This is a genomic window from Streptomyces sp. DH41 (genome assembly GCF_029813785.1).
Taxonomy (GTDB): domain Bacteria; phylum Actinomycetota; class Actinomycetes; order Streptomycetales; family Streptomycetaceae; genus Streptomyces.
Genome location: NZ_JARVKY010000015.1, coordinates 1 through 23,068 on the forward strand (window position 1 = coordinate 1; position 23,068 = coordinate 23,068).

A 23,068-nucleotide genomic window follows, 5' to 3' on the forward strand; every position below is an offset into this window, starting at 1 on the left:
GCGCGGGGGGACCCCCATCGCGTCGACGCCCTCCTCCGCCTTGCAGCTGGACGCACCAGCCCCCGCTCACCGGCGCCGATCAGGCACCGTGACTTTCCTGCGACCTGATCCGCCGGACAGGCCCTAGACCGAGGAACCGGCGGTGTTCCTGATCATCTGCTGGAGCACCTTCAGTGTCGTGACGTAATCGGCGTCGTCGATGCCCCGGTGGATGTGGTCCCGGATGGCCGGGGTGTGCTGCCCGAGGCCGGCCCGGGCCTCCTCGCCCGACTCGGTGATCCACAGCCGTCCCTCGGCGTCGAGGGTCAGCCAGCCGCGCCCCAGCAGGACTTCCGCCTCCGCCCCCAGGTCGTCTTCGGACCTGAGGTACGAGTTCATGGCCTGCTGGAGTTCGGGGATGGTCATACCGTGGCCGTCGGGTGAGATGTCGTTCTCCGACAGGTTGCGCAGCAGCCAGAACTGAGGCTGGGTGAAGCCGAGTTCGGCCTGTCGGGCCCGGATGAACGAAATGACGGCCTCGTAGGCCATTCCGGTCCAGTACCCGGCGGGCTGTGCGGCGAGTTCGGCGTCGGACGTGGGTGCGTTCGTCATGCGGGTGCTCCCTCAGGAATGGATGACTGGTGATGCGAGGACGCTAAAACCTCAAGCGAAGTCGAGGTCAAGGGCGGCTTCGGGTCCGATGCCGACGCCGTGAACGACCACTCCGCCCCGTCACCCGGCGACCGGATGTTCCCCGCCGCGACCGCATCCCCCGAAGCCCGCGGCCCGCACCGCGAGGATTCCCCCGGAACAGACCGCGAGGGGCGGCGGAGCCGCAGCCCCACCGCCCCTCACGCGACCGTTCACGCGTTACGCGTCACGCGTCACCACCCGCGACCCCCGGATCCGCCGCGGCGACCTCCAGCAGCTGGTACCGGTCGATCGCCTGCTTCAGCACCGAACGGTCGACCTTCCCCTCCCGCGCCAGCTCCGTCAGCACCCCCACCACGATCGACTGCGCGTCGATGTGGAAGAAGCGCCGCGCCGCGCCGCGCGTGTCCGCGAAGCCGAACCCGTCCGCGCCCAGCGACTGGTACGTCCCCGGCATCCACCGCGCGATCTGGTCCGGAACCGACCTCATCCAGTCGGACACGGCCACGAACGGCCCCTGCGCCCCCGCCAGCTTCCGCGTCACGTACGGCACCTGCTGCTCCTCCTCGGGATGCAGCAGGTTGTGCTCCTCGCACGCCACCGCCTCGCGCCGCAGCTCGTTCCAGGAGGTCGCCGACCAGACGTCGGCGCGCACGTTCCACTCCTCGGCGAGGATCCGCTGGGCCTCGACCGCCCAGGGCACCGCCACCCCGGACGCCATGATCTGCGCCGGGAGGGAGCCGGAGGTCCCCTCGCTGAAGCGGTACACGCCCTTGAGGATGCCCTCGACGTCCACGTTCTCGGGCTCGGCCGGGTGCTGGATCGGCTCGTTGTAGACGGTGAGGTAGTAGAAGACGTCCTCGCCGTGCGGGTGCCGCTCGTCCCCGCCGTACATCCGGCGCAGACCGTCCTGGACGATGTGCGCGATCTCGAAGCCGAAGGCGGGGTCGTACGCGACGCACGCCGGGTTGGTGGACGCCAGCAGCTGGGAGTGGCCGTCCGCGTGCTGGAGGCCCTCACCGGTCAGCGTCGTACGGCCCGCGGTCGCACCCAGCACGAAACCGCGCGACAGCTGGTCACCCATCTGCCAGAACTGGTCACCGGTGCGCTGGAAACCGAACATCGAGTAGAAGACGTAGACCGGGATGAGCGGTTCGCCGTGTGTGGCGTACGCCGACCCGGCCGCGATCAGCGAGGCCGTGCAGCCGGCCTCCGAGATGCCGTCGTGCAGCATCTGCCCGTTCGGCGCCTCCTTGTAGGCGAGCAGCAGATCGCGGTCCACGGACTCGTACTGCTGCCCGAGCGGGTTGTAGATCTTCGCACTCGGGAAGAACGAGTCCATGCCGAACGTGCGGTACTCGTCCGGCGCGATCAGCACGAACCGCTTGCCGATCTCCTTGTCCCGCATGAGGTCCTTCAGTAGCCGCACAAAGGCCATCGTCGTCGCGATGGACTGCTGGCCCGACCCCTTCTTCACGGTCGCGTACGTCTTGTCGTCCGGCAGGGCGAGCGGCTTCGACCGTACGACCCGGGTGGGGACATATCCCCCGCAACCCAGGCGCCGGTCGTGCATGTACTGCATCTCCTCGGTGTCCCGGCCGGGGTGGTAGTACGGCGGCGGGCCGGACTCCAGCTCCCGGTCGGAGATCGGCAGATGCAGCCGGTCGCGGAAGCGCTTGAGGTCGTCGACCGTCAGCTTCTTCATCTGGTGCGTGGCGTTGCGGCCCTCGAAGTTCGGGCCCAGCGTCCAGCCCTTGATCGTCTTGGCGAGGATGACCGTCGGCTGGCCCTTGTGCTCCAGGGCCGCCTTGTACGCGGCGTAGATCTTCCGGTGGTCGTGTCCGCCGCGGCCCAGGTGCAGGATCTGGTCGTCGGTCATGTTCTCGACCATCGCGCGCAGCCGGTGGTCGTCGCCGAAGAAGTGGTCGCGGATGTAGGCGCCGGACTCGGTGGCGTACGTCTGGAACTGGCCGTCCGGCGTCGTGTTCATCCGGTTGACCAGCACACCGTCGCGGTCCTGCGCGAGCAGCGGGTCCCAGGTGCGGTCCCACACCAGCTTGATCACGTTCCAGCCGGCGCCCCGGAAGACCGACTCCAGCTCCTGGATGATCTTCCCGTTGCCGCGCACCGGGCCGTCGAGGCGCTGGAGGTTGCAGTTGACGACGAAGGTCAGGTTGTCCAGGCCCTCGCGGGCGGCGATGGACAGCTGGCCCAGCGACTCCGGCTCGTCCATCTCGCCGTCGCCGAGGTAGGCCCACACGTGCGACTTCGACGTGTCCGCGATCCCGCGCGCGTGCATGTAGCGGTTCATCCGCGCCTGGTAGATCGCGCCGATCGGCCCGAGACCCATCGAGACCGTCGGGAACTCCCAGAAGTCCGGCATCGACCGCGGATGCGGATACGACGACAGGGCGTGCGGCGCCGCGGACTTCTCCTGCCGGAAGCCGTCCAGGTGCTGCTCGGTCAGCCGGTCCAGCAGGTACGCGCGCGCGTAGATGCCCGGCGAGGCGTGCCCCTGGAAGAAGACCTGGTCGCCGCCGTCGCCCTCGTCCTTGCCGCGGAAGAAGTGGTTGAAGCCCACGTCGTACAGGGAGGCGGAGGAGGCGAAGGTCGCGATGTGGCCACCGACGCCGATGCCGGGCCGCTGTGCGCGGGAGACCATCACGGCGGCGTTCCAGCGGGTGGCGTTGAGGATCTTGCGCTCGATCTCCTCGTTGCCGGGGAAGAACGGCTCGCTCTTGGTCGGGATGGTGTTGACGTAGTCCGTGCTGCGCATCTCGGGCACGGCCACGCGCTTCTCGCGGGCCCGCTCGATCAGCCGCAGCATCAGGTAGCGGGCCCGCTCCCGGCCGCGCGCGTCGACGGCGGCGTCGAGGGAGTCGAGCCACTCCTGGGTTTCCTCGGGATCGAAGTCAGGGACCTGACTCGGAAGGCCGCCAATGATGATCGGATTGCGATCACTGCGATCGGATGCGGAAGCCACGCTGTTCCTTCGCTGTCAGAGGGCAACTTTGCCGGGTGTCGCGCCGTTTCCCCGCCGATTCCCCATCGTGGACCTCGCGGGGGCAAACGTCATCTGTACCGTGGGGTAACCGATCTCCCCATGGGATCGGGGGCACGTTCATTCGAGTCTCGTACCCACACATGGTTCCCAAATACGCAAACGGGGCAGATAGGTGTGGTGTACGTCACCTTCGGTCTGGACGGCATGGCTGGAGTTGCGGCGACACCGCCGGGATCGTCACCGTTTCGACGGTCCCAGTCGCCGGGTACTTGCGCGATCCGTCCCGCCCGTGTGGACTACGGCCAATGCTTCGCGCACGCGCGTGGCTGAGATATTCACCAAGACATGATCAGGAGGCAACCCGTGAGCGCGACCGCGGACCACGCGGAGGAGCGGACGAACCCTGCCGTCAGGCTGGGGTTCCAGCCCGGGCAGGTGGTCCAGGAGATCGGCTACGACGACGACGTCGACCAGGAGCTCCGCGAGGCCATTGAGGGCGCCGTCGAGGGCGAGCTGGTGGACGAGGACTACGAGGACGTGGCCGACGCCGTCGTGCTGTGGTTCCGTGACGACGACGGCGACCTGACGGATGCGCTGGTGGATGCCACCACGTACATCGAAGAGGGCGGGGCGATCCTGCTCCTCACGCCGAAGACCGGCCGTTCGGGGTACGTCGAGGCCAGCGACATTTCGGAAGCCGCGACGACCGCCGGACTGACGGCGGCCAAGAGCGTCAGCGTCGGAAAGGACTGGAGCGGCAGCCGACTGGCGACGCCCAAGGCCGCCAAGTCCAAGCGGTAGCCGGCCAGGCTCCGCACCACACCGGATCCCCGTACGGGCCGACCGCCGTCGGCCCGTCCGCGGGTCCGCGATGATCCCTGCGTAGGGTGGTTCCAGCGAACCACCCTACGAAGGGACGAACAGGACATGGCGATCCAGGTCGGCGACAAGGCCCCCGACTTCGAACTCAAGGACAACCACGGCGCGACCGTCCGGCTGTCCGACTTCCATGGCCGGAAGAACGTCGTGCTGCTCTTCTACCCGTTCGCCTTCACCGGCGTGTGCACCGGGGAGCTGTGCGAGGTGCGCGACAACCTGCCGCAGTTCTCCGACCGTGACACCCAGGTGCTCGCCGTCTCCAACGACTCCATCCACACCCTGCGCGTCTTCGCCGAGCAGGAGGGCCTGGAGTACCCGCTGCTGTCCGACTTCTGGCCGCACGGCGACGTCTCGAGCGCGTACGGCGTCTTCGACGAGGGCAAGGGCTGCGCCGTCCGCGGGACCTTCGTCATCGACCGGGAGGGTGTCGTGCGCTGGACCGTCGTCAACGGTCTGCCGGACGCCCGTGACCTGACCGAGTACGTGAAGGCGCTCGACGCCCTGTGACAGGCGCCCTTCGGCCGCCCCCGTGACCGGCACGATGACCGCCGCGTGGCCGGCACGATGACCGCCGCGTGGCCGGCGCGATGACCGCCGCGTGATCGACACCGTGTGATTCGTCGCTTCCAGGGACTGCGGTGAACGGGAACCCGTCACTAGGATCGACTCGTTGATCCGGTATCCACGCAAGACATCCGGCACTCGACATCCGACGCACTTCGGGGCTCCCCGCCCCAGGACACCAATGGAGGACTCGTGGGAGTCAGCCTCAGCAAGGGCGGCAACGTTTCGCTGACCAAGGAGGCCCCCGGCCTGACCGCGGTCATCGTCGGTCTGGGGTGGGACATCCGCACCACGACCGGTACCGACTTCGACCTCGACGCCAGCGCGATGCTGCTGAACAGCGGCGGCAAGGTCGCCAGCGACGCGCACTTCATCTTCTTCAACAACCTGAAGAGCCCGGACGGATCGGTCGAGCACACCGGCGACAACCTCACCGGTGAGGGCGAGGGCGACGACGAGCAGATCAAGATCGACCTCGCCGGAGTCCCCGCCGACGTCGAGAAGGTCGTCTTCCCGGTCTCGATCTACGACGCCGAGAACCGCCAGCAGTCCTTCGGCCAGGTGCGCAACGCCTTCATCCGCGTCGTCAACCAGGCCGGCGGCGCCGAGATCGCCCGTTACGACCTGAGCGAGGACGCCTCCACGGAGACCGCCATGGTCTTCGGCGAGCTGTACCGGCACGGTGCGGAGTGGAAGTTCCGCGCCATCGGCCAGGGCTACGCCTCCGGGCTGCGCGGCATCGCGCAGGACTTCGGCGTGAACGTCTGAGTCACCCAAACGTCCGAGGCGACGGCCTCGACCGTCCGGCGCCGCACGGTTTACGTGCGGCGCCGGACGTGCAGGAAACCCGAGAACCATCACCCGGGGAGGGATCACCATGGGCGTCACGCTTGCCAAGGGAGGCAACGTCTCCCTGTCCAAGGCCGCACCGAACCTCACACAGGTACTGGTCGGGCTCGGCTGGGACGCGCGTTCCACCACCGGAGCACCCTTCGACCTCGACGCCAGCGCACTGGCGTGCGGCAGCGGCCGGGTGCTCGGTGACGAGTGGTTCATCTTCTACAACCAGCTCAAGAGTCCGGACGGCTCCATCGAGCACACCGGTGACAATCTCACCGGCGAGGGCGACGGTGACGACGAGTCCGTGCTGATCGACCTCTCCGCGGTGCCCGCTCAGTGCGACAAGATCGTCTTTCCGGTCTCGATCCACATGGCCGACGAGCGTGGCCAGACCTTCGGCCAGGTCAGCAATGCCTTCATCCGCGTCGTCAATCAGGCCGACGGCCAGGAACTCGCCCGCTACGACCTCAGCGAGGACGCCTCCACGGAGACCGCGATGATCTTCGGTGAGCTCTACCGCTACCAGGGCGAGTGGAAGTTCCGTGCGGTGGGACAGGGGTACGCGTCGGGGCTCCGGGGCATCGCTCTAGACTTCGGAGTCAACGTTTCGTAAAGCCGCGTACGGCAGCGGGGAGCCCCTCCCTCAGACTCCGTCTGGGAGGCGCCCCCAACACACGATTGGGTAGCCAGTGGTTCTGAAAACCTTCGGGTGGTCGTTCGCGGTCACCGCGCTCGGCCTGGTGGCCGCGATCTTCTACGGGGGGTGGACCGCTTTCGGCATCGTGGCGATCCTGTCCGTCCTGGAGATCTCGCTGTCCTTCGACAACGCGGTGGTCAACGCCGGGATCCTGAAGAAGATGAATGCCTTCTGGCAGAAGATCTTCCTCACGATCGGCATCCTGATCGCCGTCTTCGGCATGCGCCTGGTCTTCCCGGTCGTGATCGTGGCGGTCAGCGCGTCGCTCGGGCCGATCGAGGCCGTCGACCTCGCGCTCACCGACAAGGACCGCTACCAGGAGCTGGTGACCGACGCTCATCCGTCGATCGCCGCTTTCGGTGGCATGTTCCTTCTGATGATCTTCCTCGACTTCATCTTCGAGGACCGTGACATCAAGTGGCTCGGCTGGCTGGAGCGCCCGCTGGCCAAGCTCGGCAAGGTCGACATGCTGTCGGTCTGCATCGCCCTGGTCGTGCTGCTGGTCTCCGCCATCACCTTCGGCGCCCACGCGCACCAGCACGGCGGCACCCACGCGGACAAGGCCGAGACGGTCCTGCTCGCCGGTATCGCCGGCCTGATCACCTACTTGGTCGTCGGCGGTCTCTCCGGCTTCTTCGAGGAGAAGCTCGAAGAGGAGGAGGAACGCGAGCACGAGGCCGAGGAGCAGGCCGAGCGGGCAGGCAAGCCCAAGTCGGCCGTCAAGCTGGCCGGCAAGGCGGCGTTCTTCATGTTCCTCTACCTCGAGGTCCTGGACGCGTCGTTCTCCTTCGACGGAGTCATCGGCGCCTTCGCCGTCACCAACGACATCGTCCTGATGGCCCTGGGCCTGGGCATCGGCGCCATGTACGTCCGGTCCCTGACCATCTACCTGGTCCGTCAGGGCACCCTCGACGACTACGTCTACCTGGAGCACGGCGCCCACTACGCCATCGGCGCCCTCGCCGTCATCCTCCTGGTCACCATCCAGTACGAGATCCACGAGCTCATCACCGGCTCCATCGGCGTGATCCTCATCGGCGCCTCCTTCCTGTCCTCCGTACGCCGCAACAAGCGGCTCGCGGAGGCCGGGGGCGACGGCGGCAAGGAGAAGGCGGAGGTCTCCTCCGGGGTGTGAAACCCTGCTGTCACCGGACCCGGTTCGCCCCCGGTGCGCCTGCTCCTTCGGTGTGAACACGGCCCGGTTGAGGAACGCTCTGTGCGGGGCGGCCTACGAGGACGACTCCTCGGGGCCGCCCCGTCGGCGGTCACGGCGGTCGAGTGAAGGTGGGGGCGGGAATGGGATTCTTGGACGGTCTGTGGCGAAGCCGCGAGGCCGAGTTCGACTCGGGCAGCGCGGCGACCAACTCCATCCAGCTGACCAAACGGCACAGCCAGGTCTCCCTGTCCAAACAGGGCGCGGCCACCGGCCACCTGCGCGTCAACCTCAGCTGGCGGATGCGGACCTCGGACATCAGGGGCGTGCAGCGCGAGAGCCTGCTGCGGCACCCCTTCAAGGCGCTCAAGCCCCCCGAGGTCGTCGGCCACAGCCAGAGCATGGTCAACGTCGACCTCGACCTCGGCTGCCTCTACGAGCTCCAGGACGGCACCCGCGGGGTCGTCCAGCCGCTCGGCGGCTTCCTGGGGGACGTCAACGCCGCGCCGTACGTCAAGCTCAGCGGCGACGACCGCTTCGGCTCGGCCTCCGGCGAGACGATCTACGTCAACCTCGACCACAAGGACGCCATCAAGCGCCTCCTGCTCTTCGCCTACATCTACGACCAGACCCCGGCCTTCGACCGGACCCACGCCATCGTCACGCTCTACCCGAGCAACGGCCCCCGCATCGAGATAGGCCTCGACGAGCGCCATCCGCAGGCCCGGTCCTGTGCCGTGGTGATGATCGAGAACATCAAGGGCGAGATCTTCGTCCGCCGCGAGGTGAAGTTCGTGTACGGCTTCCAGGGAGAGCTGGACCGTCTGTACGGGTGGGGCCTGCAGTGGGGCCGGGGGCACAAGAGCAAGGCGGAGCGCTGAGACTCCGCCGTGCCCGTGCCCGTGCCCGTTCGCCGAGACCCCGCCCGTACCGTCCGGGCCGTCCGGGCGTCTACCTTCCGATGAACTGCGGTCCCTGCGGGGGCAGCCGGAAGTCCGGGTCGGGTGCCCCGGTGACCGGGGGCGGGTAGCCGTAGCCGGACTGCGCGCCGGTGCCCCCCGCCGCGGCGGGCGCCTGCGGATACCCGTACCCGGGGTGCCCGGCGGGCTGTGGATAGCCGTACGCCGGCTGTGCCGCCGGCGGCTGCTGCGGATAGCCGTACGCGGGCTGCGCCGGCACTCCCACGGGCTGCTCCGGGGGCAGCGGCCGTGAGATCTCCGGGACGGGCTGGAGGGGCTGGAGAGGCTGGACGGTCGTCGGCTCGTCGGGACCGACCACCGGCGGGGCGGGCGTGGACTGGGCCGGAGCGGGGCCCGCAGCGGGTACGGGCGGGGCCGGTTCGGGCCTGGGGGCCGGCATGGGGTCGTCCGACCCCTCCGACTCGTCCACCGAGATGCCGAAGTCGGTCGCCAGGCCCTTGAGCCCGTTCGAATAGCCCTCGCCCAGCGCCCGGAACTTCCAGCCGTCCCCGCGCCGGTAGAGCTCGCCGCAGATCAGCGCCGTCTCCTCGCCCGTCTCCGGCTTGACGTCGAAGTACGCCAGAGGTTCCGCGTCGGCGGCCGTGGCGTCGTACAGCAGGATGCGCAGCGACCCGACCCGGTCGAAGGCGCCGCCGTCCGCCGAAGCGACCAGCAGGATCCGGCCCACCGAGGACTCGACCCCGGAGAGGTCTGTCTGGATCGTGTCGGTCAGGCTCTCGCCGACCCGTTTCTTGCCGAGCCGCCAGACCTGGCCCGAGGGATGCCGGGGCTGGTTGTAGAAGACGAAGTCCTCGTCGGAACGCACGCGGTCGTCCGGTCCCAGCAGCAAGGCGGAGGCGTCGATGTCGGGGACCCCCTGCCCGGGTGTCCAGCGCAGCACGGCGCGTACCGTGGTGGCTTGCAGCGGGACGTTCGACCCCTTCAGCATCGCGTGCGTCATGCCGTCATCCTGCCCTCTCGGTCCTGGTCACGACAATGCGGGGGCGGGTACACGGGTCGGCCCCGCTCACCCCGGGTCGCCGCCGCCGTCATGCCCGGGTTACCTGGAATTCATGCCCGGTGGGAACCTCCGACATGGATACGTACGTACTATTACCGGCCACCTTTGGACAGTTCACAGGTCGCCCAGACACCACGGGGGAGTTTTGATGCGTCATTTCGGACAGATTGCCCCTGATGTGCGAAAGCGGCTCTTTCACCAGGAGCCCTGCACCTTCACGGCGGACTCCCCGGCCCGACTGCTGTCCGCGGCCCTGGGCGCCACGCTCTACAGCCCGGCCACCCGGCCCAGACTCGCCGACGACATCCTCAAGCAGGGCGCGATCGGCGTGGTGTCGATGGTGCTGTGCCTGGAGGACTCGATCGACGACGCCGACGTACCGGTCGGTGAGGAGAACCTCGTCCGTCAGCTCACTGACCTGACGGAACGTTCCGGCGCGGACGTCCCGCTCCTGTTCGTCCGGGTCCGCACCCCCGAGCAGATTCCCGACCTGGTACGGCGCCTCGGCCCCGCCGTGCGGCTGCTGTCCGGATTCGTGCTGCCGAAGTTCACCGAGGAACGGGGCGTGCCCTTCCTGGAGGCGCTCGCCGCCGCCGAGGCCGCCAGTGGCCGCAGGCTCTTCGCGATGCCCGTGCTGGAGTCCCCGGACCTGCTGTACCGGGAGTCCCGCGTACAGACGCTGGAGGGCATCTTCCGCGCCGTCGACAAGTACCGCGACCGCGTACTCGCCCTGCGTCTCGGCGTGACCGATTTCTGCTCCTCCTACGGGCTGCGCAGGGGCCCCGACATGACGGCGTACGACGTCCAGATCGTCGCCTCCGTGATCGCCGACGTGGTGAACATGCTCGCCCGGGCAGACGGCACCGGATTCACGGTGACCGGACCGGTGTGGGAGTACTTCCGTGTCCAGGAGAGGATGTTCAAACCGCAACTGCGGCAGAGCCCCTTCCTGGAGGTCCAGGCCGTCGAACTGCGGCAGAAGCTGATCGCGCACGCCATGGACGGTCTGCTGCGGGAGATCTCCCTGGACCGTGCCAACGGCCTGCTGGGCAAGACCTGCATCCACCCCTCCCACGTGCTCCCCGTGCACGCGCTGTCCGTGGTCAGCCACGAGGAGTTCAGTGACGCCCAGGACATCCTGCGGCCCGAGCGCGGCGGCGGGGGCGTGCTCAGGTCGGCGTACACGAACAAGATGAACGAGGTGAAACCCCACCGCGCCTGGGCCGAGCGCACCCTGCTGCGCGCGGAGGTCTTCGGGGTGGCGAACGAGGACATCGGTTTCGTGGAACTGCTCGCCGCCGGCCTCTCCGACTGAACGCAAGGAATCCATGACCGACGCAAGGGACCAGGCCGCGGTGGACAACGGGAGGCACGAGTACATGACCGAGAGGGCGCGCGCGGAGGAGGGCGCCGGAGTCTGGTCCGGCAGCTGGGTCGCCGAACGGCTCGGTGTGGAACTCGCCGGCGACGACACGCTGACCGGCCTGCTGGGACTCGCCCTGCGCCGCAACCCCAAGCGAGCGCACCTGCTCGTCTCCAACGTGCTCGGCAAGCACGTCCCGCAGTCGCCCTCCGTCGTGTACGGCCACGGCGTCGCCCTCGGCCGACGCGTCCGCGACCTGCTCGGCGCCGAGGCGGCCGAGAGCGCGGTCGTGCTCGGCTACGCCGAGACCGCCACCGGCCTCGGCCACTCGGTCGCCGACGGCCTGGGCCCCGCCCCGTACCTGCACTCCACCCGCCGTCCGGTCACCGGCGTCGCCCGGGCGGGCGGCTTCGAGGAGTCCCACTCGCACGCGACCTCCCACCTCCTGCTGCCCGAGAACCCGGCGCTGCTGGCCGGCGACGGGCCGCTGGTCCTCGTCGACGACGAGTTCTCCACCGGCAACACGGTCCTCAACACCGTCCGCGCCCTGCACGAGCGCTACCCCCGCCGGCAGTACGTCGTGGTGGCCCTGGTCGACATGCGCTCGCCCGCCGACGCCGGCCGGCTGGAGGACTTCGCCCGGGAGATCGGCGCCCGCGTGGACCTGGTGACGGCCGCCTCGGGCACGGTCCGGTTGCCGGAGGGCGTACTGGAGAAGGGCCAGGAGCTGGTCGCCCGGTACGAGGCGCGTGCCGCCGAACCGGACTGGGACGGCCCGGTCACCGAGGCGCCCACCCCGACCTCCTCCGGCTCCGTCACCCACGTCGACCTGCGGTGGCCCGGTGGGGTCCCCGACGGCGGACGGCACGGGTTCACGGCCGCCCAGCGGGGCCGACTGGAGAGCGCCCTGCCCGGCATGGCGGAACGCATCACCGAGGCGCTGCCCACAGACGCCCGCCGCGTCCTCGTCCTCGGCTTCGAGGAGCTGATGTACGCCCCGCTGCGCCTGGCCCACGCACTGGAGCAGACCGCCGACGCCGACGTCCGCTACTCCACCACCACCCGCTCTCCCGTCCTCGCCGTCGACGACCCCGGCTACGCGATACGCACCCGCCTGGTCTTCCCCGCGCACGACGACCCGGCCGACGGCCCCGGCGAGCGCTACGCCTACAACGTCGCGGGCGCCGGCTTCGACGCCGTCGTCGCCGTCGTCGACTCGGCCGCCGACACCCCGGCGCTGCACGCGCCCGACGGACTGCTGGCCCGGCTCGCCGCCCATGTCCCGCACGTCCTGCTCGCGGTCGTCCCGTCGTACGTCCCGCACGCCTCCGAAAGGCCCCCCATGCTGCCCGAGCCCCTGCGCGGCCCCGACTTCTCCTCGTACGCGTCCGACGAGGTCGGCTGGCTGCTCCAGGACCTCTCGGACACGACGCTGGAGGCGCCGACCGAGGAGCGCGAGGAGGCGATCCAGAGCGGCGGCGCGCACTACGCGGAGTCGCTGCCCGTGGAGTACCAGCCCAGTGAGCAGTACCAGGAGCTGTTCCACGCGGCCCTGGAGACCTCCGCCGCCCGGCTGGCCCGCGCCGTCGGCGCCGTCACCGAGATCGTGCTCGCGGAACGGTCGCCCCGCCCCGTACTGGTTTCCCTCGCCCGCGCGGGCACACCGGTCGGCATCCTGATGCGCCGCTGGGCGCGGTTCCGTCATGGTCTCGACCTCCCTCACTACGCCGTGTCGATCGTCCGGGGCCGCGGCATCGACGCCAACGCCCTGCGCTGGCTGGCCGACCGTCACGACCCCGCCGACGTCGTCTTCGTCGACGGCTGGACCGGCAAGGGCGCCATCACCCGCGAACTCGCCGGCGCCCTGCGCGACTTCGAGGTCTCCGACGGCGTCACCGGCTTCGACCCGGAGATCGCCGTACTCGCCGACCCCGGTTCCTGCGTACGCACCTACGGCACCCGCGACGACTTCCTCATCCCCTCCGCCTGCCTCAACTCCACGGTCTCCGGCCTGATATCCCGCACCGTGCTCCGCGCCGACCTGGTCGGCCCGCACGACTTCCACGGCGCGAAGTTCTACCGCGAACTCGCCGGCTCCGACCTGTCGCCGGCCTTCCTCGACGCCGTCTCCGCACGCTTCCCGGACGTCACCGACACGGTCGACGCCCAGGCCAAGGAGCTCCTCTCCGCCGACCGCACCCCCAGCTGGGCGGGCTGGGCCGCCGTCGAGCGCATATGCGAGGAGTACGGCATCCACGACGTCAACCTCGTCAAGCCCGGCGTCGGCGAGACCACCCGCGTGATGCTGCGCCGCGTGCCCTGGAAGGTGCTGGCCCGGGCCGGCGCGGGCGCCGACCTCGACCACGTACGCCTGCTGGCCGAACAGCGGGGCGTACCCGTGGAGGAGGTCGCCGACCTGCCCTACACCTGCGTCGGGCTGATCCATCCCAAGTACACCCGGGGCGCGACCGGCGCCGACGGCAAGGCGGTGGCCCTCTGATGTCGGTGCTCGTCGCCAGCGACCTCGACCGCACGCTCATCTACTCCGCCGCCGCGCTCGGGCTGACCATGCCCGACCTGCGGGCGCCCCGCCTGCTGTGCGTCGAGGTCTACGAGAGTAAACCCCTCTCCTACATGACCGAGACGGCAGCCGGGCTGCTGACCGACCTGGGTGACACGGCGGTCTTCGTGCCGACCACCACCCGGACCCGCAAGCAGTACCAGCGCATCAACCTCCCCGGCCCTCCGTCGAAGTACGCGATCTGCGCCAACGGCGGCCACCTGCTGGTCGACGGCGTCTCCGACCCCGACTGGCACGCGCGGGTGACCGCACGGCTGGCCGACGAGTGCGCCTCGCTGACCGAGGTCCGCGACCACCTGATGAACACCGCCGACCCGCTGTGGGTGCGCAAGCACCGGGTCGCCGAGGACCTCTTTGCCTACCTCGTCGTCGAGCGCGAACTGCTGCCCGAGGACTGGGTGAAGGAACTCGCCGTGTGGGCCGAGAACCGCGGCTGGACCGTGTCCCTCCAGGGCCGCAAGATCTACGCCGTCCCCAAACCGCTCACCAAGAGCGCCGCCGTGTACGAGGTCGCCCGCCGCACCGGCGCCGATCTCACCCTCGCCGCCGGCGACTCACTCCTCGACGCCGACCTGCTGCTCGCCGCCGACCGGGGATGGCGCCCCGGCCACGGCGAGCTGGCCGACTCCGGCTGGACGGCTCCGGCGATCAGCGCCTTGCCCGAGCGCGGCGTGCTGGCCGGCGAGCGGATCCTTCGGGAGTTCCTGCGCGAGGCGAGTCCGGCTCGCTGATCCCGTCGCCGCTGATCCCGCCGTCCGGACTCCCGGCACCCGCCCCGACACCGTCCCCGGTGCCGGGGCGGTCGTCGTCATCCGCGGGCGGCCGTATGTCCTGCCCCTTGTCGCGTCCGCGGCCCCGCCTGCGGTGGCCGGCCCCCGGCCGCAGCATCCGCATGGCGATGAAGACCAGCAGGGCCAGGGCGGCGATGGCGAGGATCACCTTCGAGTACGTGGAGGCGATGCCCGAGACCTCGGACCAGTTGTCCCCCAGCGCATAGCCGGCGAGGACGAACACGGTGTTCCAGATGGCGCTGCCCAGCGTGGTCAGCGCGAGGAAGACGGGCAGCCGCATCCGCTCCACGCCCGCCGGCACGGAGATCAGGCTGCGGAAGATCGGGATCATCCGGCCGAAGAACACCGCCTTGGTCCCGTGCTTGAGGAACCAGGCCTCCGTCTTCTCTATGTCGGACACCTTCACCAGCGGCAGCTTCCCCGCTATCGCCACCGTGCGGTCCCGGCCGAGCAGCGCGCCGACCCCGTACAGGGCGAGCGCGCCGATCACCGACCCCGCCGTCGTCCACAGCAGGACGGCTATCAGGCTCATCCGGCCGGAGCTCGCCGCGAACCCCGCGAGCGGCAGGATCACCTCGCTCGGCAGGGGAGGGAAGAGATTCTCCAGAGCGATGGCGAGGCCGGCGCCCGGTGCGCCGAGCGCGTCCATGAGGTCATTGATCCACTGCGGAGCCGCACCGCTCTCCGCGGCCGTCTGCGCTGCGATGGCTGTCATGTCGACCACGCTAGAAAATCGCAGCTGAAGGGAGACTGAGGAAGACCGCAGAATCGACTGTGGTGTACCGCAGGCGGGAATTGTGGTTTTCCGCAGTGTGCGCCGCTGCCGCGCCCGGCTAGCCTCGCGATCATGCGAGACATGGCGCGACGCGTAGTGCGGTGCGGGGTGGGCCTCATCATGGGGACCGCCGCGGCCGCCGTCGAGCTGCTCTTCTCTCTACTGGCCGGCGTGGCGCTGCTGCCCGTGGTCGCCTGGCCGGCCGGCCGACGTGCCGTACTGCGCCCGGTCCTCGCGGGCGCGCGCAGACTGGCGGGGTTGGAGCGCGCCCGGTTGGCGATGTGGCTGGACCTCCGTGTCACGCCCGCGTACGAGGACGTACGGGCGCTGCGGTACGTGGCCTGCCACTGGGCGCTGGGCGTCCTGGGCGGGGTGGTGATGCTGACCGCCGCGATCGGCCTCGCGTACGGCACCTTCGGAATATACGGCTGGGTCCTGCTGGACGGCATACGCGACCCCGGTTCGTTCGTCCTCGGCAGTCTGGGCGGCTTCTTCCTCGTGTTCCTCGCCGTGCAGGGAATATTCGGCGTGGTCGGACTGGAAGGGCAGCTGGCGCGTCACTTCCTCGGCCCTCGCCACCAGGAGGAGCTGGAGCGGCGGATCGCCGAGCTGTCCGCCAGCCGCGCCGACGTGGTCGACGCGGTGAACGACGAACGACGCCGCATCGAGCGCGACCTGCACGACGGCGTGCAGCAGCGTCTCGTCGCCCTCGGCATGCTGCTCGGCCGTGCGCGTCGCAGTCAGGACGCCGACCGCCGGGACCGGCTGCTGGGCCAGGCCCACGACGAGAGCCGCCGCGCCCTGGACGAGCTGCGCGAGGTGGCCTGGCGGATCTATCCGACCACGCTGGACGAAGCGGGACTGCGCGCGGCGCTGGAGACGGTCGCCGAGCGGGCGTCCGTGCCGGTGGGGGTGGAGTACGACCTCGCCGAGGAACCCGAGCAGGCCGTGGCGACCGTCGCGTACTTCGTCGTCTGCGAGGCGGTCACGAACGCGGTCAAGCACGCGGCGCCGACCCGGATAAGCGTCGCCGTCAGAGTGGAGGAGGAACGGATGTACGTGAGCGTCCAGGACAACGGCTGCGGCGGGGCGAACGCCGCCGGCAGCGGACTGTTCGGGCTCGCCCGGCGCGTCGCCGCCCTCGACGGCAGCCTCAGCGTGGTCAGCCCGCCGGGCGGACCCACCCTCGTGGCCGCGGAGCTGCCATGCGGGTGATCCTCGCCGAGGACTCGACCCTGCTGCGGGAGGGGCTGGTGCGGCTGCTGGCGGAGGAAGGGCACGAGGTGCTCGCGGCCGTCGGCAATGCCGAGCTGCTGCTGAAGGCGGTCACCGAGGACCCGCCGGATGTCGTGGTCGCCGACGTCCGGATGCCGCCCACGCACACGGACGAGGGGCTGCGCGCGGCCCTGGAGATACGCGAGCGCTGGCCGGCGGTCGGGGTGCTGGTCCTCTCGCAGTACGTCGAGAAGCGGTACGCGACGGAGTTGCTGACCGGTGAGACAGGAGGAGTGGGTTACCTGCTCAAGGACCGGGTGGTCCAGATCGACGAGTTCCTGGACGCGCTGGAGCGGGTGGCCGCCGGACGGGCCGCCTTCGATCCGGAGGTCGTCCGCCAGCTGCTCGGCCGCACGACCCACTCCGACCTGCTCGCCCGGCTCACCACCCGGGAGCGGGACGTGCTGGCCGAGATGGCGCAGGGCCACACCAACGCGGCGATCGCGCGGAGGCTGCACATCTCGCAGAGCGCGGTGGAGAAGCACACCAACGCGATCTTCGACAAGCTGGAACTGACCGGGGGTGAGGGCTATTCACGCAGAGTGCTGGCGGTGCTGCGGTATCTGGGCAGCTGAGGGAGGCTGAGGCGCCGGTGCGGCGACACCGGGACGCGCGGCCCGGGCCGGGGGGTCAGCCGCAGCAGCCTCCGCCGCAGCAGCCACCTCCGCCACCCGACGACGGCGCCGGGGCAGCCGCGGAGGCCGATCCGCCGACCGCGACCGTCGACAGCAGCTTCACCGTGTCGTCGTGGCCCGCCGGGCAGGCGGCGGGAGCGGAGGACTCGGCCATGGGACGGCTCAGTTCGAAGGTGTCGCCGCAGCTCCGGCAGCGGTACTCGTAGCGAGGCATGCGCACAGGTTACCGGCACGTCCCGCCGCCCGTCCCGGCATCGAGGACCGGTCGCGGGTGAGGACGCGGTCGGGGACCGGGACCCGGCCGGCGGAAGTACCCGCGACCGGACCGGTGGGAGTACCCCGCGACCGGACCGGTGGGAGTACCCCGCGACCGGACCGGTGGGAGTACCCCGCGACCGGACCGGTGGGAGTACCCCGCGACCGGACCGGTGGGAGTACCCCGCGACCGGACCGGCGGAAGTACCCGCGACCGGCCGCCGCTCGGTGATCAGTGGGCGGCCCCGCGCTCCTCTCGGATCCGGGTGACCACGCCGGCCACCGTCTGCCGGACCGCTTCCGTCTCCGTCAGGAAGTGCCAGTAGTCAGGGTGCCGGCCCTCGAGCGTGGTGATCGCCCGCTCCAGCCGGGCCACGGCGTCGTCCAGCGGGCGGGCGTGCTGCGGGTCGGGGGTGTTGCGGCCCGCCATGGCCAGGCGCTGGGCGTCGCGGATGGCGAAGCGGGTGCGCTCGATCTCCTGCTGGGGGTCCTTCTGCACGGCGTTCAGCTGCCGCAGCCGGTCACCGGCGGCCGAGACGGCCTCGTCGGTCGAGTTCAGCAGCGCTCGTACCGTCGACAGCAGGGCGGTGGCGTCGGGCCAGCGCTGTTCGTCGCGGGCGGTCTGCGCCTCGGCCAGTTTCCGTTCGGCCTGCCGGACCGATTCGGTGGCCTGGTCCGGCACGGCCTGGAGGTCCTGCCAGCAGGCGACGGTGAACCGCCGCCGGAGCTCGCTCAGTACCGGTTCGACCTGTTCGGTGCGGGTGGTCAGTGCCTGGGCGCGGGTGCGCAGGGAGACCAGCCGGTGGCCGACCTCGGCGGCTCGCTCGGGCAGCCGTTCGGCCTCGGCGCGGACCGACTCGGCTTCTCGGGTGACTCGCTCCGCCCGGTCGAGAGTCTGGGGCACGCCGTGCTGTCCGGCGCCCTGGTTCAGCCGTGTCAGTTCCGGGCCGAGGGTGGCGAGCCGGGCGGCGAGGTCGTCCGCCGTCAGCCCGGCTCCTCGTGCGGCGTCCAGGGCGTTGGAGGCGGCGAGCAGGGTCTGCCGGGCGCGTTCGACGGCGGGCGCCAGCCGGGCCAGCTGGGTCTCGGCCTTGCCGAGCAGGGGGCCCAGGCCGTCGGCGAAGCGGTCCAGGTCGCGCTTGACCCGGCCGAGCTCGTTCTTGGCGGTGGTCAGTTCGTCGCGGGCGCGGGAGGCCGCGGATGCCTCCAGGTCGTCGCGGTCCAGATCGTGGGCGTCGACGGCGTTGATGTACTGGTGGCTGACCTCGTCGATGCGCCGGCCGAGCGCCTCGAAGTCGGTGACCGCCCGCCGGGCGGCGGGGGAGGCGTCGACGGCCGCGATCGTCTCTATCGAGATCCGCAGGTCACGCTGGGCGGTGTCCAGCTCGTAGAAGGCGGCCGCCGCGTCGTCCTTCGCCGCCTGCGCATCCGCCCGCTGGCTCTCGGCCCGCCCGCCGAACCAGCGCCGGGTGCCGCCCCCGGCGAACGCGGCGGGCAGTGCGAGCACCGCGAGGAGCGGCAGGCCCACGAGGGCGAGCGTGTCACGGACCGCGCCGGAACCGCCGCGGCGGTGGCCGTGGCGGTGGGAATGGTGCGGCAGGCGCTGCGCGCGCGGCACCATCGGCGAGTACGGCTGCGATGGTGTCGCCGTCACATCCCTCTCCCGTGTCGTCCGTCCTGCCCGGGTTTCATTCTCCCACCCGTAAGGGACGAACACACGGGCTGGTCAGTTCGCGATTCGGACCGTGACTTTGCCGTCCTGGGTCCGTGCGGTCACCACGTGGGAGCTGGCGTCGGCCCGGGGCACGGACACGTCGACCGATCCGTCGTCGGTCTCGGCGGACACCTTGTACGTGGCCCGGGGCAGGGCGACGGTCACGGAGCCGTCGTCGCTGTGGGTCTCCACCAGGTCCGGCACGGCCCCGAGTTCGAGGTGGACCGAGCCGTCCTGGGTGGACGCGTTCACCTGTCGGGAGGAGACGTCCGCGTGCAGCGATCCGTCATCGCTGCGGAGCTTCAGCGGCCCCGTGGAGTCGCTGACGCGCACGGACCCGTCCGCCGTCCGGATGTCCAGCGAGTCCCTGAAGCCCTGTGCCCGCACGCTGCCGTCGTCGGTCTTGACCCGGACGGCGATGCCGCGCGGCACCTCCACGCGGTGCTTGGCGGCGCAGTCGGCGGCCAGCCCGGAGCACCGCATCCGCAGCACCAGCCGGTCGTCGTCCATCTTCCAGGTCACCTCGGGTCCGGAGCCGATGGCGACCGACCCGGAGAACCACCGGGTGACCTCGACCTTCCCGGACCCTTGGTCGTCCGAGGCGACGACCTCCACGTCGGAGTCGTCGGAGTCGACGGTGAGTGTGCGGCCCTGAAGGGCGAAGGACCGGTGCTCGGGCTCCTTGTCGTCCGAGGCGGAGGCACAGGCGCTGAGACCCGCGACGAGAACGGCGACGGCGCCGAAGGCGGCGAACGCGCGAGCAGGAACGGTACGGGCGGCCATGACGAATCCCCCTGGGACGGTCGACGAGGTGCCGCGCCCTGAGCCGTTCCGGAGTGGAAGAGGCCCTTGCCGACGAGGCTCTTCGACCGTACTGAGCACCGGCGGGCGCCGGGATCCGGGCCACTACCGGATCGAGGGTGGGGTTAACCCCCGGTCAGGGCACTGCCCGGCCCACACGTTTGCCGGGCAGTGCCCTGGGCCATGTAGGCTGTCGACTCGTCCTGGGTGCGTAGCTCAGGGGTAGAGCGCCTGCCTTACAAGCAGGATGTCGGCGGTTCGAAACCGTCCGCGCCCACCAGGACCGGCGCCGATCCCGTCGGTGCGGAGGCCCCCGGAGATCTTCCGGGGGCCTCTCGCGTGCGGTCGTTCGTGACCTCCCTAGGATGAGGTCCGTGAGCCGCCCCGAGCAGCACGTCCAGCGACCGCCCGTGCGGTGGTGGCAGGCCGTGTGCGTGCTCGGGTTGCTGGCCGGGTTGCTGGGTATGCACGGGCTGGCGCCCGGCGGGGGCCTTGCGGAGAGCTCGCTTCCGGCTCATCCGGAGCACTCCGCCCGGCACGCCGCAGGGCTCTCAGTGCCCTCAGTGCCCTCAGTGCCGGTGGCCGCCGGGACGGCGCACGCCGGGTGTCCGCAGGACGACGGTTCCTGCGGCGGCGGACATCTCGAGCACGCCGACGCGGTGTGCGCGTCCGGCGCGGTGAGCGACGGGCCGGTGCTGGCCGCGCCCGCTCCCGACCCGGTCCCCACCGCCGTGTGCGATGGCGTCGTGTGCGCTTACGCGGCCGACGCACCGGACGGCGCGCGGGCACCGCCCTCCCTGGCCGAACTCCAGCTCCTGCGGATATAGACACCGCCCCCCTCGCACCCGCGCCGCCGAGCGCGGCGCGGTGCACAGGCATGTCGATCCCCCTCACAGCAGGAGTTCACGCATGAACAGCATCCGTACCCTGACGCGCCATACCGCCCTGGTGCCCGCGACCGTCGCCGCCGCCTTCGTCCTCGCCGCCTGCGGGGGCGACGGCGACGGCGGGACCGCTCACGAGGGTCCCCACGGCTCGGCCTCCGCGAGCGCCGACGCGGCCCAGGAGGCGCACAACGCCCAGGACGTGGCCTTCGCGCAGGGCATGATCCCGCACCACCGGCAGGCGCTGGAGATGGCGCGACTGGCCGCCGGCCGTTCCGCGTCGGCCGAGGTCGAGGACCTCGCGGCACGCATCGAGAAGGCGCAGGATCCGGAGATCTCGACCATGACCGGCTGGCTGAAGGCCTGGGGCGAGGAGGTGCCGCAGGCCACGGAGCCGATGCCCGGCATGGACGGCCACTCGGCACACTCCGGCATGCCCGGGATGATGGACGGCCAGGACATGGCGGAGCTGGAGAAGGCGTCCGGCAAGGTCTTCGACACGATGTTCCTGACCATGATGGTCGAGCACCACGAGGGCGCCGTCGAGATGGCCGCGACCGAGACGGCCAAGGGACGCTACGCCCCCGCCAAGGCTCTGGCCGACGACATCGCCACCGCGCAGAACGCCGAGATCACCGAGATGAACAAGCTCCTCGGCAGGGACTGACCCGGCAGGGGCTGACCTGACGGGGACGGAACGTCCTCGCGGTACGCACGGACCCCGCCGGGGTGACGCTGCTCAGGCGTCCCCGGGCGGGGTCTCCCGGGCAGAGGCCTCGTGGGCGCGTTTCAGCTCCGAGCGGGCGTCCACCTGGTCGGGGCCGGTGATCTCCGACCAGTAGCGATGGGTACTGACGAACACGGCGAGCTCGCGCTCACGCTGACGGAGCTTCTCCACCTCGGCCTGTTCGTCCGCGGACCAGCCGGGCGAGGCCGGGCGCTCGACCTTGCGCCAGCCGTTGTCGTCGCTGAATCCGTCGAGCGGCTCGACGGACCATGGAAGTCTCTTCAGCAGGGCCGTCAGCTCGGCCCGGACCTGATGCAGTTCCTCCTGACCGGCGAGGAGGTCACTGGGGAAATCATAGGTCGTAGCCACGTTTCAATGATACGCCTGTTCGATTTTGAGGCGCGCGTTCCCTTCGGTGGTTCACGCGAAAGGGTGGCGCCGTAGGGGAGCAGCGGAGTCGGGCGCCGTCCCGGGGCCCGACTCCGCTGCCCGCGGCCCGAGTCCGCCGCCGGCCGACTGTCCCAGGTCTGCCGCCGGGGCCGACGGGCCCGGGTCCGCCGCCGGGGCCGACTGTCAGACCCCTGCCCTACCGTGAAGGACATGGATGGCATGGATGGGCGGGCCGGGAAGGGCGGGGAGCGGGTGCGCCTGGTCCCCTGGGCGGAGGGGGACCTGTGGCTGCTGCGCAGGACCAACAGTCCCGAGATGACCGTGCACCTGGGCGGACCGGAGACCGAGGAGCAGCTCGCGGCTCGGCACCGGCGGTACGCGGATCTGGGACCGGGGCGGATGTACCGGGTCACATCGGCGGACGGCGGCGAGACCGTCGGTTCGATCGGATACTGGCCGCGGACCTGGCAGGGCGTGGAGGTCTGGGAGACCGGGTGGGCGGTGCTGCCCGAGTTCCAGCGGCGGGGACTGGCCGTCCGGGCGGCCCGTGCGGTGCGGGACGCGGCCCGGGCCGACGGGACGCACCGGTATCTGCACGCGTTCCCGAAAGTCGACCACGCCGCCTCCAACGCGGTCTGCCGCGGGGCGGGGTTCACCCTGCTCGGACAGGCCGACTTCGAGTATCCGAAGGGCCACTGGATCAGATCGAACGACTGGCGGGTGGACCTGGAGAGAGGAGACTGACGCCATGTGCCGCAGCATCAAGACACTGCGTCCGCCCGTGCTGGCCGAGGAGGCCACCGAGGACGAGATCAGGGCCGCGGCCCTGCAGTACGTGCGCAAGATCTCCGGGTTCCGCGCGCCGGCCGCGCACAACCGGGAGGTCTTCGATCGGGCCGTGGAGGCCGTCGCCGGGGCCACGGCCGACCTGCTGGCCGGCCTGGAGGTACGGGGAGGCGCCGGCACCCGGCGTGCCTCGTGACACCGTGCCGCGCACGTCCCCGTCCCCGTCACCGGCCCTGACCGGCCTTGGCGGGCGTTAGCCGACTTGGCGAGGCCCGCCCGCTACGAAGCCCGTCCGTCATGAAGCCCGTCCGTCATGAAGCCCGTCCGTCATGAAACCCGGAGGCTTC

At 70.6% G+C, this 23,068-nt stretch carries 23 protein-coding genes and 1 tRNA gene; 16 read left to right on the plus strand and 8 right to left on the minus strand.

The genetic code is table 11. The features are described from left to right. Nucleotides 1–123: 123 nt before the first annotated feature. Complete coding sequence (locus tag QC283_RS23215; protein ID WP_279563569.1) at nucleotides 124–591, minus strand: MarR family transcriptional regulator; 468 nt, start codon at nucleotides 589–591, stop codon at nucleotides 124–126. Between the two features lie 265 nt (nucleotides 592–856). Then, nucleotides 857–3,613: a pyruvate dehydrogenase (acetyl-transferring), homodimeric type gene (gene aceE / locus QC283_RS23220; RefSeq protein ID WP_279563570.1), complete on the minus strand. Its 2,757-nt coding sequence runs from the start codon at nucleotides 3,611–3,613 to the stop codon at nucleotides 857–859. A 384-nt stretch (nucleotides 3,614–3,997) separates the two neighbouring features. On the opposite strand from aceE, the gene QC283_RS23225 reads away from it, so the two are divergent. From QC283_RS23225 to QC283_RS23250, 6 genes are all read left to right on the plus strand, one after another. Beyond that, entirely contained in the window at nucleotides 3,998–4,435 is a 438-nt protein-coding gene (locus tag QC283_RS23225) for a DUF3052 domain-containing protein (RefSeq protein ID WP_279563571.1), read from the plus strand. A 126-nt stretch (nucleotides 4,436–4,561) separates the two neighbouring features. Continuing rightward, complete coding sequence (locus tag QC283_RS23230; protein WP_279563572.1) at nucleotides 4,562–5,020, plus strand: peroxiredoxin; 459 nt, start codon at nucleotides 4,562–4,564, stop codon at nucleotides 5,018–5,020. 249 nt (nucleotides 5,021–5,269) lie between these two features. Further along, entirely contained in the window at nucleotides 5,270–5,845 is a 576-nt protein-coding gene (locus tag QC283_RS23235) for a calcium homeostasis/redox stress adaptation protein (RefSeq protein ID WP_279563573.1), read from the plus strand. 109 nt (nucleotides 5,846–5,954) lie between these two features. Continuing rightward, on the plus strand, nucleotides 5,955–6,530 hold the full coding sequence (locus tag QC283_RS23240; protein ID WP_279563575.1) for a TerD family protein: 576 nt from the start codon (nucleotides 5,955–5,957) through the stop codon (nucleotides 6,528–6,530). Nucleotides 6,531–6,606: 76 nt separating this feature from the next. Then, nucleotides 6,607–7,749, plus strand: coding sequence for a DUF475 domain-containing protein (locus QC283_RS23245; protein ID WP_279563576.1), 1,143 nt, complete (start codon nucleotides 6,607–6,609; stop codon nucleotides 7,747–7,749). Nucleotides 7,750–7,910: 161 nt separating this feature from the next. Then, entirely contained in the window at nucleotides 7,911–8,648 is a 738-nt protein-coding gene (locus tag QC283_RS23250) for a TerD family protein (protein ID WP_279563577.1), read from the plus strand. Nucleotides 8,649–8,718: 70 nt separating this feature from the next. Here the strand turns inward: QC283_RS23250 and QC283_RS23255 are convergent, their stop codons facing one another. Next, entirely contained in the window at nucleotides 8,719–9,687 is a 969-nt protein-coding gene (locus tag QC283_RS23255; RefSeq protein WP_279563578.1) for a TerD family protein, read from the minus strand. Nucleotides 9,688–9,895: 208 nt separating this feature from the next. Between QC283_RS23255 and QC283_RS23260 the strand changes: the two genes are divergently transcribed. The 3 genes from QC283_RS23260 (at nucleotide 9,896) to QC283_RS23270 (ending at nucleotide 14,422) form a co-directional block, all read left to right on the plus strand. Then, complete coding sequence (locus QC283_RS23260) at nucleotides 9,896–11,062, plus strand: HpcH/HpaI aldolase/citrate lyase family protein (RefSeq protein WP_279563579.1); 1,167 nt, start codon at nucleotides 9,896–9,898, stop codon at nucleotides 11,060–11,062. A gap of 64 nt (nucleotides 11,063–11,126) precedes the next feature. After that, complete coding sequence (locus tag QC283_RS23265; RefSeq protein ID WP_279563759.1) at nucleotides 11,127–13,610, plus strand: phosphoribosyltransferase; 2,484 nt, start codon at nucleotides 11,127–11,129, stop codon at nucleotides 13,608–13,610. Then, nucleotides 13,610–14,422, plus strand: coding sequence for an HAD family hydrolase (locus QC283_RS23270; RefSeq protein ID WP_279563580.1), 813 nt, complete (start codon nucleotides 13,610–13,612; stop codon nucleotides 14,420–14,422). The genes QC283_RS23265 and QC283_RS23270 overlap by 1 nt, the downstream gene beginning before the upstream one ends. On the opposite strand, the gene QC283_RS23275 is transcribed toward QC283_RS23270, so the two are convergent. After that, a complete protein-coding gene (locus QC283_RS23275; protein ID WP_279563581.1) occupies nucleotides 14,340–15,197 on the minus strand; it encodes a DedA family protein in 858 nt (285 codons plus the stop codon). The genes QC283_RS23270 and QC283_RS23275 overlap by 83 nt on opposite strands. Nucleotides 15,198–15,329: 132 nt before the next feature. On the opposite strand from QC283_RS23275, the gene QC283_RS23280 reads away from it, so the two are divergent. Continuing rightward, nucleotides 15,330–16,472: a sensor histidine kinase gene (locus QC283_RS23280; RefSeq protein WP_279563582.1), complete on the plus strand. Its 1,143-nt coding sequence runs from the start codon at nucleotides 15,330–15,332 to the stop codon at nucleotides 16,470–16,472. Then, nucleotides 16,463–17,107, plus strand: coding sequence for a response regulator transcription factor (locus QC283_RS23285; protein ID WP_279563583.1), 645 nt, complete (start codon nucleotides 16,463–16,465; stop codon nucleotides 17,105–17,107). The genes QC283_RS23280 and QC283_RS23285 overlap by 10 nt, the downstream gene beginning before the upstream one ends. A gap of 55 nt (nucleotides 17,108–17,162) precedes the next feature. Here QC283_RS23285 and QC283_RS23290 read toward each other — a convergent pair whose 3' ends face one another. The 3 genes from QC283_RS23290 to QC283_RS23300 all read right to left on the minus strand — a co-directional run bounded on the left by QC283_RS23290 (nucleotide 17,163) and on the right by QC283_RS23300 (nucleotide 19,916). Further along, nucleotides 17,163–17,381 (minus strand): FmdB family zinc ribbon protein, encoded by a 219-nt coding sequence (locus QC283_RS23290; RefSeq protein ID WP_279563584.1) that lies wholly within the window; start codon nucleotides 17,379–17,381, stop codon nucleotides 17,163–17,165. A 273-nt stretch (nucleotides 17,382–17,654) separates the two neighbouring features. After that, a complete protein-coding gene (locus tag QC283_RS23295; RefSeq protein WP_279563585.1) occupies nucleotides 17,655–19,073 on the minus strand; it encodes a hypothetical protein in 1,419 nt (472 codons plus the stop codon). 72 nt (nucleotides 19,074–19,145) lie between these two features. Next, nucleotides 19,146–19,916 carry a DUF4097 family beta strand repeat-containing protein gene (locus tag QC283_RS23300; protein WP_279563586.1) on the minus strand — a complete coding sequence of 257 codons (771 nt, stop codon included), beginning with the start codon at nucleotides 19,914–19,916 and terminating at the stop codon, nucleotides 19,146–19,148. A 223-nt stretch (nucleotides 19,917–20,139) separates the two neighbouring features. Here QC283_RS23300 and QC283_RS23305 point away from each other — a divergent pair. The 3 genes from QC283_RS23305 to QC283_RS23315 all read left to right on the plus strand — a co-directional run bounded on the left by QC283_RS23305 (nucleotide 20,140) and on the right by QC283_RS23315 (nucleotide 21,485). Further along, a tRNA-Val gene (locus tag QC283_RS23305) sits at nucleotides 20,140–20,214 on the plus strand. A 94-nt stretch (nucleotides 20,215–20,308) separates the two neighbouring features. After that, a complete protein-coding gene (locus QC283_RS23310) occupies nucleotides 20,309–20,761 on the plus strand; it encodes a DUF6153 family protein (protein ID WP_279563587.1) in 453 nt (150 codons plus the stop codon). A gap of 82 nt (nucleotides 20,762–20,843) precedes the next feature. Further along, a complete protein-coding gene (locus tag QC283_RS23315) occupies nucleotides 20,844–21,485 on the plus strand; it encodes a DUF305 domain-containing protein (RefSeq protein WP_279563588.1) in 642 nt (213 codons plus the stop codon). A 72-nt stretch (nucleotides 21,486–21,557) separates the two neighbouring features. Here the strand turns inward: QC283_RS23315 and QC283_RS23320 are convergent, their stop codons facing one another. After that, nucleotides 21,558–21,914 (minus strand): hypothetical protein, encoded by a 357-nt coding sequence (locus QC283_RS23320; RefSeq protein ID WP_279563589.1) that lies wholly within the window; start codon nucleotides 21,912–21,914, stop codon nucleotides 21,558–21,560. A gap of 231 nt (nucleotides 21,915–22,145) precedes the next feature. Between QC283_RS23320 and QC283_RS23325 the strand changes: the two genes are divergently transcribed. Both QC283_RS23325 and QC283_RS23330 read left to right on the plus strand, forming a co-directional pair. Next, complete coding sequence (locus tag QC283_RS23325; protein ID WP_279563590.1) at nucleotides 22,146–22,679, plus strand: GNAT family N-acetyltransferase; 534 nt, start codon at nucleotides 22,146–22,148, stop codon at nucleotides 22,677–22,679. 4 nt (nucleotides 22,680–22,683) lie between these two features. After that, the gene (locus QC283_RS23330) at nucleotides 22,684–22,917 is read left to right on the plus strand and encodes a DUF2277 domain-containing protein (RefSeq protein ID WP_279563591.1); all 234 of its coding nucleotides are present in this window, start codon (nucleotides 22,684–22,686) and stop codon (nucleotides 22,915–22,917) included. The last annotated feature ends 151 nt before the right edge of the window (nucleotides 22,918–23,068 follow it).